This window comes from Caballeronia sp. INML2, from assembly GCF_023631365.1.
GTDB classification, from domain to species: domain Bacteria; phylum Pseudomonadota; class Gammaproteobacteria; order Burkholderiales; family Burkholderiaceae; genus Caballeronia; species Caballeronia turbans.
Genome location: NZ_JALQDH010000079.1, coordinates 39866 through 54571, shown reverse-complemented (window position 1 = coordinate 54571; position 14706 = coordinate 39866). Strand labels below are relative to the sequence as shown.

General features: G+C 62.3%; 8 protein-coding genes. 5 read left to right on the top strand and 3 right to left on the bottom strand.

Features of this window, described 5'->3' with window-relative positions:
- Positions 1–7 precede the first annotated feature (7 nt).
- Genes NCT32_RS27030 through NCT32_RS27020 form a run of 3 tightly spaced genes read right to left on the bottom strand, consistent with a single transcriptional unit; the run spans position 8 to position 2932 of the window.
- Positions 8–817: an amidohydrolase gene (locus tag NCT32_RS27030; protein WP_250490642.1), complete on the bottom strand. Its 810-nt coding sequence runs from the start codon at positions 815–817 to the stop codon at positions 8–10.
- 16 nt (positions 818–833) lie between these two features.
- The gene (locus tag NCT32_RS27025) at positions 834–2024 is read right to left on the bottom strand and encodes a CaiB/BaiF CoA-transferase family protein (RefSeq protein ID WP_061118629.1); all 1191 of its coding nucleotides are present in this window, start codon (positions 2022–2024) and stop codon (positions 834–836) included.
- Positions 2025–2038: 14 nt separating this feature from the next.
- Complete coding sequence (locus NCT32_RS27020; RefSeq protein ID WP_061118628.1) at positions 2039–2932, bottom strand: CoA ester lyase; 894 nt, start codon at positions 2930–2932, stop codon at positions 2039–2041.
- 99 nt (positions 2933–3031) lie between these two features.
- Here NCT32_RS27020 and NCT32_RS27015 point away from each other — a divergent pair, with 99 nt between their 5' ends.
- The 5 genes from NCT32_RS27015 to NCT32_RS26995 all read left to right on the top strand — a co-directional run bounded on the left by NCT32_RS27015 (position 3032) and on the right by NCT32_RS26995 (position 14696).
- A complete protein-coding gene (locus NCT32_RS27015; protein WP_250490641.1) occupies positions 3032–3922 on the top strand; it encodes a LysR substrate-binding domain-containing protein in 891 nt (296 codons plus the stop codon).
- 347 nt (positions 3923–4269) lie between these two features.
- The gene (locus NCT32_RS27010) at positions 4270–5202 is read left to right on the top strand and encodes an MBL fold metallo-hydrolase (RefSeq protein ID WP_061118626.1); all 933 of its coding nucleotides are present in this window, start codon (positions 4270–4272) and stop codon (positions 5200–5202) included.
- Between the two features lie 230 nt (positions 5203–5432).
- Positions 5433–6878, top strand: coding sequence for a DEAD/DEAH box helicase (locus NCT32_RS27005; RefSeq protein ID WP_061118625.1), 1446 nt, complete (start codon positions 5433–5435; stop codon positions 6876–6878).
- A gap of 297 nt (positions 6879–7175) precedes the next feature.
- Positions 7176–7889 (top strand): phosphatase PAP2 family protein, encoded by a 714-nt coding sequence (locus tag NCT32_RS27000; RefSeq protein WP_061118624.1) that lies wholly within the window; start codon positions 7176–7178, stop codon positions 7887–7889.
- 774 nt (positions 7890–8663) lie between these two features.
- Positions 8664–14696: a HAMP domain-containing protein gene (locus NCT32_RS26995; protein WP_250490640.1), complete on the top strand. Its 6033-nt coding sequence runs from the start codon at positions 8664–8666 to the stop codon at positions 14694–14696.
- The last annotated feature ends 10 nt before the right edge of the window (positions 14697–14706 follow it).

Sequence of the window (14706 nt, the reverse complement as noted above, 5' to 3'; positions counted from 1 at the left end):
TGTTCTTTTAGATTGCGAAGCCGTAGAGCACGGCGGGATTCGTGACGAGGATGCGTTCGCGTGCCGCATCGTCTTCGGCCCATTCGGCGAGCAGGTCGAGCAGGAACGCATCGTCGGGCTTGTGGGTCTCCGTCACGTGCGGCCAGTCGCTTCCCCACACGAGGCGCTCGGGCACGGCTTGCACCCATGCGCGGGCCATCGGCGTAATGTCGTCGTAGCGGTTGCCGAGGCCTGCCGCCGAGTCGAGATAAGGACCGGAGAGCTTGATCCAGGCGCGGCCCGCATCGGCGAGACGGCGCACGATGCCGAATGCCGCGTGCCGCACGCCGTCTTTCGACGGCAGGCGCGCGCGATGATCGAAGACCATCTTCGCGGGCAGGCGATGCAGCAGCGCTTCGTGCTCGACGATCTGCTCCGCGGTCCAGTGCAGCTGCACATGCCAGCCGAGTTCCGCGACGCGCCGTGCGAGCGGCTCGACCATGTCGAAGCCGACTGCCGCGTTCTGCGCCGTATAGAGCGTGAAGCGGATGCCGCGAATGCCGCCCTTGTTCAGCGCATCCAGTTCGTCGTCGGTGACGTCGGGATCGAGCACCGCGACGCCGCGCGCATTGTCGATGCCGAGCTGACGGATCGCGTCGACGGTGACGGCATTGTCCGTGCCGTACACACGCGGCGTGACGATCACGACGCGCTGCGTGCCGAGCTTCGACTGCACCTGGCGGTACGCGGCGACATCGGCATGCTCGACGAAGACCTGGGAATCGCCCGGCTTCAGGAACGCGCGGTCATAGATATGAATGTGGGAATCGCATTTCATTACGAAGAGTCTCCGCTCAAAGCACTGCGCGCTTCGTACGCAGCGCTTCGATTGCTGCATCGCTCAAGCCGGCTTCGCGCAGCAGCGCATCGCTGTGCTGGCCGAAAGCGGGCGCGGCGAACGGCTCGGGCAGGGGCGTCGAAGTGAAGCGCACCGGATGCTTGAATCCGCGATACGCGCCCACGCCCGGATAGTCGAAGCGCGCGACCATGTCCTCGGCGAGCACTTGCTGATCGTCGAACATGTCTTCGACGCTGCGCGCGGCCGCGCACGGAACGGCATCGCCGAAAAGCGCTTCCCATTCGAGCGCCGTGCGTTGCGCGAGCGCGGCGTGCAGCTTCGGCACGATCTCATCGCGATGCACCGCGCGCTTGCGCACCGTGTCGTAACGTTCGTCGGCCGCGAGCGCATCGAGACCGGTCAGCGCGCACAGCGACTTCCAGAAATGCGGCGTGTTCGCGGAGAGATAGAGATACCCTTCGCGCGTCGGATGAATGCCGGTGATCCCGCCCGAGCGCATGTCGCGGCCGACGTCCTTCGGCTCGCCGTCCGCCCAGATCATGCGCGCCGATTGCATCGTGAGCGCGCTGCGCAGCAGCGACACGCCGACGTATTGCCCTTCGCCCGTCTTTTCGCGCGCGAACAGCGCCGACGACACCCCCGATGCGACGAGCGCCGCCGCGTAGTAATCGACGACCGAGCCGTAAAGCACTTCGGGAGGACCGCCGGCCGCACCTTGCAGCGTGCACATGCCGGTCATCGTTTGCAGCACCTGGTCGTAGCCCGCCTTGTCCTTGTTCGGACCGGTTTCGCCATAGCCCGTCACCGCGCAATAGACGAGGCGCGGATTGATCGCGCGCAGCTGCTCGTACGCGATGCCGAGCCGCGCGGGCACGCTCGGTCGAAAGTTGTGGACGAGCACGTCGGCCTCTTTCACGAGTGCGATCAGCACGTCGAGCGCGTCCGCCTGCTTGAGGTCGAGCACGAGCCCGCGCTTGCTGCGATTCACGCCGAGAAACGCGCGGCTTTCGCCTTCGAGCGTCGAGGGATACTTGCGCAGGTTATCGCCCGCGGGCGGTTCGATCTTGATGACTTCCGCGCCCTGATCCGCGAGCAGCGTGCAGCCGTAAGGACCGGCGATATAGGCGCTCAGATCGAGCACGCGCACGCCCGCCAGCGGCCCGCCGCGTTCGACGTTCTGTTCCATGAAACCTTCTCCTTTCAGATTCTTGCCGAGGCGCGCTGAGCTTCAGAGAGCAGACCCAGCCGCACGGCATCCGCGACGAGCACGCGTGCCCGCTCGACAAAGGGCGGGTCGATCATCTTTCCGTCGACGAGATACGCGCCGATGCCTTTCGCATCCGCCTCGCGTGCGGCTTCGACCACGCGCACCGCATGCGCGATGTCGTCATCGGATGGACGGAACACGTCGTTCGCCATCGCGATCTGGCTCGGATGAATACAGCTCTTGCCGATGAAACCGAATGCGCGCGCCATCCGCGCCTCGGCGCGAAAGCCGTCGCTGTCCTTGATGTCGGCGAACGCGGTGTCGTAGGCGAAGACGTCGGCTTCGCCTGCCGCGATGCGCAGCGCGAACATCGCCTGCTGGATCGCGGCCGTTTCGCGACGCGCGATCGAAAGCGGCTCGAACAGGTCGCCCAGGCCGAGTTGCAAGCCCGCGACGCGCGGATGCGCGAGCGCCAGTTCCGCGGCAATGTGCAATGCGCGCGGCGACTCGACGTTGAGCAGCAGGCCGATCGGCGTGGTGACGCCGTTCGCGCGCTCGGCGGCTTCGAGGGCCGCGGCGGCCGCCAGCACGTCGTCGGGATGCTCGGGCTTCGGCAGATTGATCAGGGACACGCCGTTGCGCGCGACGGCGTCGATATCGGCGGCGAAGTGCGGCGTCGATAGCGCATTGACGCGCACGATGAGCGTCTTGTCGCTCGCGAGGGCGTCGTCGGTGGCGAGCAGCGCGCGCAAATCGGCGCGCGCCTGCGGTTTGCGCTCGTGCGAAACAGCGTCTTCCAGATCGAACGAGAGGGCGTCGGCGGCGCTCGCGAGCGCCTTGGCGAAGAGTTCCGGGCGCGAGGCCGGCACGAAGAGCTTGCTTCTCATGTGTCTCCCTTCATTTTTCGATATGCCGCCCAGTCTACGGATGCTCACGTTTTAGATAAACTATCTACAGCTATCTTTAAAGATAAGTAAATCTATCCGATGGACACGGCATTTCTCTCCAATCTGCTGCTCGTCGTCGATACGGGATCGATGGCGGAGGCCGCGCGCCGCGTCGGCGTGACGCCGGCGGCGATCGCGCAGCAGATGTCGGCGCTCGAGCGCGAACTGGGCATCGCGCTCTTCGTGCGCTCCGGCCGCACCGTGATGCCGACCGAGGCGGGGCATCGCGTGATCGAGCGGGCGCGGGGTCTCGTCGCGGATTTCGCGGATCTGAAGGCGCATGCGCTCGAAGGCGAGGCGACGGGTGAACTGCGCATCGGCACGATCACGACGGCGCTTCTGAGCCTGCTGCCCGATGTGCTGGCCAATTTCGCGCGCGAATTCCCGCGCGCGAAGTTGCTGATTCGCGCGGGCACCTCGATGGAGCTTTACGACACGCTGCAACGCGGCGATCTCGATGTCGCCATCTGCCTGCATCCCGCGTTCGCGCTGCCCAAGGCATACGACTGGCATCTGCTGCGCGAGGAGCCGCTCGTCGTGCTCGCGCCGGCGCGGCTTGCGCACGAAGACCCGCACGAACTGCTGCGGCGCGAGCCGTTCATCCGCTATGACCGCACGCTCGGCGGCGGCAAGCAGGCGGATCGGTACTTGCAGGCCGCACGCATCGTGCCGCACGAGCTTTTCGAGCTGAACGCGCTGATGGCGATTGCGATGATGGTCGATCGCGGCCTCGGCGTGTCGCTGGTGCCGGACATCGTCTCGCCGGTGACGTCGGCGCTTTCCGTCGCGCGGCTCGCGTTGCCGGTTCGGACGGAACCGCGCCGCTTCGGCATGGTGTGGCAAAGGGCATCGCCGCGAGCGCGCCTGATTCAGGGCTTGTTGCAATGCGCGGATGAGGCGGTCGCGGCGAGCCTTGCGCGCGGCGAGTAGCGAAGCGATCGGCACCCTTTCTCCCATAGAGCGAACCATGCCGATCGCGCGGGCGCTGCACGACGATGGCCCGCACCGGATGCTCGTTGGTGAGGAGGCGAGACTCATGACCGCGTGAGGCCGTCGACAAAGCCGAGGCCGGCGCCGTCGTACCGGTCCTCGTTGATTGTTGCCGGTGGGACAACATCCTGTACGCAATCGCGATGCTACTGGCGATCTTCTCTCGTGAGTAGCATCTGTCACGCGGTCGGTCGAATCACGGGCAAACCGAAGCGTCAGATGCGTGACCGTGCTCGTGAGCCGGCCGCCCAGTGCGGCTTACCCACCGAAGGAAACGGAGTACTGAAATGAGAGAAACAACCCGCAACGTCCGGCCGGTTACCGCCAGCTTTGGCAAGGAAGGTTCTGGCGAACTCGTGCCGTCGCGCTACGCCGTGCGCGTGGGCGACGTCGACGTCGTCATGATCAGCGACGGCATTCTGCCGCTGCCCACCTCCACCATGTCCACTAACGCGAGCGAAGCTGACCGCAATGATTGGTTCGACGGTCGTTTCCTGCAACGTGACACGTTCGACTGGGCGTTGAATATTGCGCTCGTGCGCAGCGGAGAACGCGTAATCCTGATCGACTCAGGCGTGGGTGACGGTTTCGAATACTTCACGCGTGCCGGTCGATCGGTCATGCGCCTGGAATCGGCCGGCATCGACCTGGCAGCGATCACCGATATCGTGATTACGCATATGCACATGGATCACGTCGGTGGGCTGAACGTCGACGGAGTCAAGGCCAGGCTGAACCCCGAAGTGCGCATCCACGTGTCGGCTGCGGAAGTGGAATTCTGGAAGAATCCGGACTTCACCAGGACAGTGATGCCGGAAACGGTGCCCCCCGCGCTTCGCAAGGCTGCCGCGAAGTTCATGGAGCGATACAGCGAAAACATCGTGCAGTTCAATCAGACCGTCGAGGTCGCGGCGGGCGTGAAGGCGCGCGTGACGGGTGGGCACACACCGGGACACTGCGTCGTGGACGTCGCATCAGGCGGAGAAAGGCTGACTTTCGTAGGCGACGCGATCTTCGAAGTCGGTTTCGACCATCCCGATTGGCAGAATGGCTTCGAGCACGATCCCGAAGTGGCCGCGGACGTACGGGTGGCGCTGCTGGACGAAGCCGCTAAAACGGGCGCTCTGCTGGCTGCTGCACATATCGCGTTCCCGTCCATCGGTCACGTCGCAAAGAACGGTGACGGCTTTCGTTTCATACCGGTGCAGTGGGACTACTGATGCGTGCCGGAATTTCATTAGCGCTGGTATAGATTGCCCTGACGGAAGGATCGTTTCACCGCGCGTGTTTCGGGCCTGGAGAATGGCTTCCTTCCGTCGATGACGAGGTTCAAGTTCAGTTCGAGACAGAGTCTGGCCAAGCAACAGAGGCGTCCCTGGCGTCGATCGGCCTGCGCGGCGCGATCAACGCGGTAACCGCTAAAATTGCGGTTTTATCCCGGAATACGTGCATGTCTTTTGCCTCGCTTGGCCTGATCGATCCGTTGCTGCGCAATTTGCAGCGCCTCAATTACCAGACACCTACGCCGGTGCAGGTCAAGGCGATTCCTCTTGTGCTCAGTGGCAAGGACGTCATGGCGGCGGCACAGACCGGCACTGGCAAGACGGCGGGTTTCGCGTTGCCGCTTTTGCAACGGCTGATGCAACATGGCCCGGCGGTGTCCAGCAACCGCGCGCGCGTTCTGGTTCTGGTGCCCACGCGTGAGCTGGCCGAACAAGTGCTGCAAAGCTTTATCGAGTACGGCAAAGACCTCGACTTACGATTTCTGTCCGCCTACGGCGGTGTGAGTATCAACCCGCAGATGATGAAGTTGCGCAAAGGCGTGGATGTGCTCGTTGCCACGCCGGGCCGTTTGCTAGATCTCAATCGCCAGAACGCCGTGCAGTTTGATGAAGTACAAACGCTGGTGCTGGATGAAGCCGACCGCATGCTAGATTTGGGCTTTGCGCGCGAACTCGACGCCGTCTTTGCTGCCTTGCCCGCTCGGCGACAGACCCTGCTGTTCTCCGCCACGTTTTCCGATGATGTTCGCGCCATCGCGGCGAGCATTCTGCGCAGCCCCGTCAATATCAGCGTCAGCCCGCCCAATGCCGCGGCCGGCAACATCGAGCAATGGGTGGTGCCGGTCGATAAGCGGAACAAACCTGAACTCTTCATGCACCTTGTGGCTGAGAACAAGTGGGAGCACGCGCTGGTGTTCGTCAAAACACGCAATGGCGTGGATTACCTGGCGGCCATGCTGGATGAAGCGGGCTATGCGGTCGACACCATTCACGGCGACAAACCGCAACCCGCGCGCCTGCGTGCCCTGGAGCGCTTCAAGACGGGCGAAGTGAATATGCTGGTCGCCACCGACGTGGCCGCGCGCGGGCTGGATATCGACGACCTGCCGCTGGTGATCAACGTCGATCTGCCGATCGTGGCCCAAGACTATGTGCATCGTATTGGGCGTACTGGCCGTGCGGGCGCAAGCGGCGTGGCGGTGTCCCTCGTGTGTGCCGATGAAGCGCCGCAACTGGCTGCGATTGAAGCGTTGATTCGGCAAACACTGCCGCGCGAAGAAGAGCCGGGCTTTGAAGCCGAACACCGCGTGCCGCAAACCAGCGCGACGGGCCAGATCATCAAGAAACCCAAAAAACCCAAGAAGCCCAAAGTGCCGCAAGCTGCGCCGGGCGCCATGCAAAAGCTCACCAAAAAAACGCGCCCGCAAAGCGGCGAGGACAAACGCAAGCCTGCCGCGCAGCGCGCTGTGGCCGGCGGAACAGGCACAAGCCTGTCCAGCGCTAATCCATTCAGCGCACAAAAGCGACGCAGCAAACCTGCCAGCAAGCCAGTGGCGGGTTCAACTACGCCGGCCGGCAAGCCCGCTTGCGGCCGCAGCAAACGCCAACCTTGATGCGCCGGGATGAGAAACGCCGGCTCTGGGACAACCGACTTGCCGACCTATCCGATGAGCAAGGGCGGTTATCGCCCGTTTGAGCCATCGAATGGGTCCAGTAAGGCGAGACACCGACCCGGTGTAATCCCAACGAAAGGCGCCGTTGCCTGGCGCGCCATTAGAAGCGCTCGGACGCTCGCTTGAACGCATCGCCAGCACAATCCTCTGATTTATGCGAGGTATTCAACGTACGATTGCACCGCCGCAAACGTACGCTTTAATACTAACGACATATTTCTGACGGAGAAGCGAGGCATGACCGCTTTTGATACGGCAGTTCAAACCTGGGTTGTCCATATCGCGGCATCGTCCTTCGTGTTCACTCACACGGTTCACGCGATCGCTGATTTCAACTTCACCAAAGGCGTCGTCCCGCTAGCCATTCTCTGTGCCATGTGGTTCCAGCCGGGAGAAGCACAGCAATGGCGCCGTGAGACTGTCGTCGCGATCCTATGCGCCGGGCTCTTGGCATTCTTGCTCGGCCGCTTGTTCGCGCTGACGCTGCCGTTTCGACTCCGTCCGCTTTACGACCCCTCCATTCATTTGTCGTTTCCGTTGGCCGACAAGACCGGTGAAGGCATGCGCCTGTGGAGTTCGTTTCCCAGCGACCATGCCTCGCTCTGGATGGCAATAGCCGTCGGCATTTTCCTGGTCTGGCGATGGATCGGTGTGCTCGCGATTGTGCATTGCGTGTTCTTCGTGTGTCTGCCTCGCGTTTATCTGGGGTTGCATTATCCGACTGACGTCATCGGAGGGGCGGCCATCGGCGCCGTCTGCGCATGGCTGCTCTCGCGCGCGCCGATACGCACCCGCTTTGCGCCGTTCTTCGTGCGATTCATGGAATATCGGCCGGCCGCGGGTTACATGCTTGCCTTTCTGTTCTTTTTCGAACTCGCGACGATGTTCGATGAACCGCGCTATCTCGCGACGTTGATCATCAAGCAGTTACACCAGGGCGGCTTCCATTGAGCCCGAGCGCGCATGCCGTCTCGTGTCGTCGCAATCACCGCAGAGCAGGAAATCAAAGTATCGATGGCACGATGGCGACGCGTCGCACACGACGCTGATTCTTCTGAGCGGGGCTGAGGACGGCCTATATTCGTCAAAGGGCGTCGTGAACGCCTTTTGCCGATATCTTGATCCGCTCCGACCTGTTTGGCACGTCGCCCATATCCGGGCCCGGACAACCGGCCGCCGACGAGTTTGCCAACGTGCAGCTTTAGAAACGTTAAAGCCCACGACAGAAGTATTCGACCGCTTCTACATCCTCTGTCCAAACGGCTGTCAAGTCAGTCGGTCGTCGCTTCGCATGCGTTAAGGGCGCTGCGAGTAGTTGTGCCTTCAACGGCCGCCGATACAGATATCCTTGCGCGAACGGTACTCCAACCGACTCCGACCCGGCGCACCTGTGATTGGAAAATCGCCGGTCGATCCTCCGATGGTCGAAGGGAAAGCGCGTGAGCGGTTCAAGGTGACTTTTGTCGTGGCCGAGATCATCGATGGCGCCGGCTCCGAAGTAAATGCATACTCTCTTGCGACGTGGTAACTAATACCGTTCCGCCATCGAACTGAGCGCGTTTCGTCTCAGTAATTGGATGCGCCGTCGCTTTCAGCATCGCTTAATGTGTATTGATATAGCATCGCGCGCGAACGCAAACGGGCGACCTGCTGAAGCCGAAACTCGGTTTCCTACAACTCCAGCCTGATGCGCTACAAGAGCAAGCCAGCCTACAAGGGAATCGTATGAACACCATATCGGAAGAGGCAAACACGCTGACGGACCGCGAAGTCCAACTCATGCTGCGGACGGTCGCCGCCTTGCGGGAAGGCGAACCCGTTCAGAAGTTGCCTGCCGATTGGACCGGTGCAAAAGGACAGCTAGCCGTCGAGCTGAACATGCTGGCCGACCAATGTGTGCGTCAAGGGCTGGCGCTCGGACGCGCAACCGGACACACCGCGGCAAGCCTGGGTGCCGCGGGCCGCGTTGATGAAGAAGGGTTGAGCGGTTTCTGGCTGCAACAGGCGCGTGAAGCCAACGCGCTGCTCGAGGCGACCGATACCGCGCACGCACGTACTCGGGACATTCACACGGCGCTCATCGCGCTGAGAAAGGGAGAAGGGGCGTCGCTCGCCGCCGACTGGACCGGCTTGCACGGCAAGCTTGCGGATGTCTTCAATGACGTCGTCGACCAGAACATCCGCATGTCGGATGAGCTCGCGCGACTCAGCCAGGCAGTCGGCAAGGAAGGCCGCATCTACGAGCGCGCCACACTGCCCGATCCCCGGGGCTTCTGGCGCCGATCGATCGACTCGGTGAATTCCCTCATCGTCGATCTCGTTCACCCCACGAGCGAGGTGGCGCGCGTGATCGGCGCCGTAGCGCAAGGCGATCTCAGCAAAAGCATGGCCCTCGAAGCCGACGGACGTGCGCTCGAAGGCGAATTCCTGCGCACGGCGAAGATCATCAACCGGATGGTGGAGCAGCTCGGCACCTTTGCCGCAGAGGTCACGCGTGTGGCGCGAGAGGTCGGCACGGAAGGCAAGCTCGGCGGTCAGGCAGACGTGCAGGACGTGGCCGGGACATGGAAAGACCTGACCGATTCCGTCAATTTCATGGCCGGCAATCTGACGAGCCAGGTCAGAAACATCGCGGAAGTCACGAAGGCGGTCGCCGCCGGCGACTTGTCGAAGAAGATCACCGTGGACGTCAAGGGCGAGATTCTCGAACTGAAGAACACCATCAACACGATGGTCGATCAGTTGCGGTCCTTCGCTTCCGAAGTGACGCGCGTGGCGCGCGAGGTCGGCACCGAAGGGAAGCTCGGCGGTCAGGCGGACGTCAAGGGCGTCGCGGGCACGTGGAAAGACCTGACCGACAACGTCAACTTCATGGCGGGCAATCTGACGAGCCAGGTTCGCAATATTGCAGAAGTCACGACGGCCGTGGCGGCCGGCGACCTGTCGAAGAAGATCACCGTGGACGTCAAGGGCGAAATTCTCGAGCTGAAGAACACCATCAACACGATGGTCGATCAGTTGCGCTCGTTCGCGTCAGAAGTGACGCGCGTGGCGCGCGAAGTGGGCACCGAAGGAAAGCTCGGCGGTCAGGCCGACGTGAAAGGCGTCGCCGGAACGTGGAAGGATCTCACCGATTCGGTGAACTCGATGGGCAGCAACCTGACCGCGCAGGTGCGCAACATTGCGGACGTGACAACGGCAGTCGCGGCCGGCGATCTTTCGAAGAAGATCACCGTCGACGTGAAGGGCGAAATCCTCGAGCTCAAGAACACGATCAACACCATGGTCGATCAATTGAGTTCCTTCGCCTCGGAAGTGACGCGCGTGGCCCGCGAAGTCGGGACCGAAGGCAAGCTGGGCGGCCAGGCCGACGTGCAGGGCGTCGCGGGAACGTGGAAGGACCTGACTGATTCGGTGAATTCGATGGGCGGCAACCTGACGGCACAGGTGCGCAACATCGCAGAGGTGACGACGGCGGTTGCCGCGGGCGATCTCTCGAAGAAAATCACCGTGGACGTCAAGGGCGAGATTCTCGAACTGAAGAACACCATCAACACGATGGTCGATCAGTTGCGTTCGTTCGCCTCGGAGGTCACGCGCGTTGCACGCGAGGTCGGCACCGAAGGCAAGCTGGGCGGCCAGGCCGATGTGCAAGGCGTAGCGGGAACGTGGAAGGATCTGACCGACTCGGTCAACTCGATGGGCAGCAATCTGACCGCGCAGGTGCGCAACATCGCCGATGTGACGACGGCAGTGGCGGCGGGCGATCTTTCCAAGAAGATCACCGTCGATGTGAAGGGCGAAATCCTCGAGCTCAAGAACACGATCAACACCATGGTCGACCAGTTGCGCTCGTTTGCTTCGGAAGTGACGCGAGTGGCTCGCGAGGTCGGCACTGAAGGCAAGCTGGGAGGACAGGCCGACGTGCAGGGCGTCGCCGGAACCTGGAAAGATCTCACCGATAACGTCAATTTCATGGCCGGCAACCTGACCAGTCAGGTCCGCAACATCGCGGACGTGACGAAGGCGGTAGCGGCGGGTGATCTGTCGAAGAAAATCACCGTGGACGTCAAGGGCGAGATTCTCGAACTGAAGAACACGATCAACACCATGGTCGATCAGCTCAGTTCCTTCGCATCCGAAGTGACGCGAGTCGCGCGCGAAGTCGGCACGTTGGGCAAGCTCGGCGGACAGGCGGATGTGCAGGGCGTCGCCGGCACATGGAAGGATTTGACCGATTCCGTCAACTTCATGGCAGGCAATCTGACGAGCCAGGTCCGCAACATCGCCGACGTGACGAAAGCGGTGGCGGCAGGCGATCTGTCCAAGAAGATCACCGTGGACGTCAAGGGCGAGATCCTCGAACTGAAGAACACCATCAACACGATGGTCGATCAGCTGCGTTCGTTTGCGTCCGAGGTGACGCGTGTGGCGCGCGAGGTCGGCACCGAGGGCAAGCTCGGCGGTCAGGCGGACGTGCAGGGCGTCGCGGGCACGTGGAAGGACCTGACAGACAACGTCAACTTCATGGCGGGCAACCTGACGAGCCAGGTTCGCGGCATCGCGCGAGTCGTGACCGCCGTGGCGAACGGCGATTTGGGCCGCAAGCTCACGGTGGAGGCAAAGGGCGAAATCGCGGCGCTCGCCGACACGATCAACAGCATGACGGACACGCTCGCCACGTTCGCCGACCAGGTGACGACCGTCGCGCGCGAAGTGGGTGTCGAAGGCAAGCTCGGCGGACAAGCCAAGGTGCCTGGCGCTGCGGGCACGTGGAAAGGGCTGACGGAAAACGTGAATCAGCTTGCGGCGAATCTGACGACGCAGGTTCGCGCAATCGCCGAGGTGGCGACGGCGGTGACGCAAGGCGACCTGACTCGTTCGATCACCGTCGAGGCGCTTGGCGAAGTCGCGGCGCTCAAGGACACCATCAACGAGATGATTCGCAACCTGAAGGACACGACCGAGCTCAACACGGAGCAGGATTGGCTCAAGACGAATCTGGCGAAGTTCAGCCGCATGCTGCAGGGGCAGAAGGACCTGGTCACCGTCGGCCAGCTCATTTTGTCCGAGCTTGCGCCAGTCGTCGGCGTGCAACAAGCCGAATTCTTCGTATTCGACATGGTCGATGAGGCCGCTTCGCTGAGGCTCGTGGCGAGCTACGCGTCCGAAGGCCATCGCTCGCACGGCAAGCAGGTTCAGCTGGGTGAGGGGCTCGTCGGTCAGTGCGCGTTCGAGAAGCGCAAGATTCTGCTCGCGCCGTCGGCGTCCACCGACTACCGGATCGAATCGGGTCTGCTGAGCGCCGTGCCGCAAAACGTACTGGTGATGCCGATCGTTTTCGAAGGCCAGGTCAAGGGCGTGATCGAACTGGCCTCGCTCGAATGCTTCAATTCGACTCACCTGGCGTTTCTCGATCAGCTGACTGAAAGTATCGGCATCGTCATCAATACGATCGAAGCGAACACGCGTACGGAGGACTTGCTCAAGCAGTCGCAATCGCTTGCACAGGAGCTGCAGAGCCGGCAGGAAGAGCTTCAGCAGACCAACGAGGAACTACAGGAAAAAGCGCGGCTGCTCGCGCATCAGAACCAGGAAGTCGAGCGCAAGAACTCGGAGGTCGAGCAGGCACGCCAGGCGCTCGAGGACAAAGCGAAGCAGCTTGCCCTGACGTCGAAATACAAGTCGGAGTTTCTCGCCAACATGTCGCACGAACTGCGCACGCCGCTCAATAGCCTGCTCATTTTGTCCGATCATCTCTGCAAGAATCCCGACGGCAACCTGTCTACCAGGCAGATCGAATACTCGCGGACCATTCATTCCTCGGGGAACGACCTGCTGATGCTCATCAACGACATTCTCGATCTTTCGAAGATCGAGTCCGGCACGGTCGTTCTGGACGTTGCGGAGCACCGCCTCGCCGACATGACGACATATGTCGAGCGCACCTTCCGGCACGTTGCTGAAGCGCGCCATGTCGAATTCGTCATTCATCTCGGCGACGGTGTACCCGTCTCGATCGTGACGGACCTCAAGCGTCTGCAGCAGATTCTGAAGAATCTCCTCTCCAATGCCTTCAAGTTCACGCATCACGGACACGTATCACTGACGATCGAGCATGCGCGGGGCGGATGGAGCGAGGACAATCAGGCGCTGAACAGCGCAGGTAGTGTGATCGCTTTTTCAGTTCAGGACACCGGCATCGGCATTTCGGCGGACAAGCAGCAGATCGTATTCGAGGCTTTCCAGCAGGCCGATGGCAGCACCAGCCGAAAATACGGCGGCACCGGACTGGGGCTCGCGATCAGCCGCGAACTGTCCAAGCTGCTGGGGGGCGAAATCCGCCTCACCAGCACGCCGAATGAGGGCAGCACGTTCACGCTGTTCTTGCCGCGCACCAACGATCTCGGCAGAAGCGGGCGAAGAAAGCTGATGCGACGGGAAGAGGGACGCGAGCCCGTTCCGGGTGGCTCGCCCCGCGCGAGCTTTGCGGTCGTGGACCTGGCGGCGCAGTCAGAGATGACTATCGAGGTTGCGCACGAGGTATCGGCCGCACACCTTATCGACGACCGTGACAACATCGTTCAGGGCGATCGGGTTGCGCTGATTGTCGAAAACGATCCGGCATTCGCGGGCGTGATGGTCGAAGCGGCGCGGCAGCGCGGATTCAAGGCGCTCACCACTGCATTCGGCGCCTACGCCTTGACGCTGACCGACCAGTTCAAACCGGACCTCATCACGCTGGATCTGTTTCTGCCCGATATGGACGGATGGCAGGTTCTCGCGCGGCTCAAGAACGACATGGCCACCCGGCACATTCCGGTGTGGGTGATCTCGACCGATGAATCGCGCGACCGCGCGCTACGGTCCGGTGCTCTCGCCTTTCTGTCCAAACCGGTCGAGTCCCAGGCGATCCTGGATAACGCGCTCGCTGCGTTGGCCCGATACATCGAAGCAGAGCGACGCGTCGTTCTCGTGGCGCTTTCGTCGCCGAATGAGCGGGAGTTGCTTTCCAGTGCGTTGCAGGCCTTGCCGGCCGCGGTCGTGTCGGCAAGCTCCCGCGAGGAGTTGCTAAAGCAACTCTCGTCTCCAGCCATTGACGCGCTGGTGCTCGCTGACGACATTGCCGGCATTTCACCCGAAGACATCGAAGCGGCAGTTGCCTCGCGCGAAGCCCTTTCGCCATTGCCGGTCATCGTGAGCGCGGCGGGCCCGGTCCCGCCTGCACGCTGGCAGCGCGTCAGGGACGGGTTCGTCGCCCTGCAAGCGGCGAGCCCCGATCAATTGCTCGATCTGAGCGTCGCCGCGCTGCATATCGATGCAAAGCGCCTCGGCCAGGAGCACTGCGCCATGCTGCAGGCGTTGCGGGCGTCACAGAACGCGTTGAAGGGCGTCAAGGCACTGATCGTCGATGACGACATGCGCAACATCTTTGCGCTCGCGACGATCATGGAGGATCTCGGCATGCGTCAGGTCTGGGCCGACAACGGGCGCGATGCGATACGGCAGGTGGAGTCCGATCCCGAGATCCAGATCGTCATGATGGACATCATGATGCCCGAGATGGACGGCCTCGCCACGATGCGGGAAATCCGCAAGCGACCGGTAGGCAAGGCATTGCCGATCATCGCAGTCACGGCCAAAGCGATGAAGGGCGATCGCGAAAAGTGTATCGAGGCAGGCGCGTGGGATTACCTCTCGAAGCCGGTCAACCGCGATGACCTGCTTGCCGTGCTGCACGCGTGGCTGCATCGTTAGGAGCGCCGGC

Excerpts from the sequence above, each read along its gene's own strand:
- NCT32_RS27030 (WP_250490642.1), bottom strand. The coding sequence starts at position 817 with ATGAAATGCGATTCCCACATTCATATCTATGACCGCGCGTTCCTGAAG.
- NCT32_RS27025 (WP_061118629.1), bottom strand. The coding sequence starts at position 2,024 with ATGGAACAGAACGTCGAACGCGGCGGGCCGCTGGCGGGCGTGCGCGTG.
- NCT32_RS27020 (WP_061118628.1), bottom strand. The coding sequence starts at position 2,932 with ATGAGAAGCAAGCTCTTCGTGCCGGCCTCGCGCCCGGAACTCTTCGCC.
- NCT32_RS27015 (WP_250490641.1), top strand. The coding sequence starts at position 3,032 with ATGGACACGGCATTTCTCTCCAATCTGCTGCTCGTCGTCGATACGGGA.
- NCT32_RS27010 (WP_061118626.1), top strand. The coding sequence starts at position 4,270 with ATGAGAGAAACAACCCGCAACGTCCGGCCGGTTACCGCCAGCTTTGGC.
- NCT32_RS27005 (WP_061118625.1), top strand. The coding sequence starts at position 5,433 with ATGTCTTTTGCCTCGCTTGGCCTGATCGATCCGTTGCTGCGCAATTTG.
- NCT32_RS27000 (WP_061118624.1), top strand. The coding sequence starts at position 7,176 with ATGACCGCTTTTGATACGGCAGTTCAAACCTGGGTTGTCCATATCGCG.
- NCT32_RS26995 (WP_250490640.1), top strand. The coding sequence starts at position 8,664 with ATGAACACCATATCGGAAGAGGCAAACACGCTGACGGACCGCGAAGTC.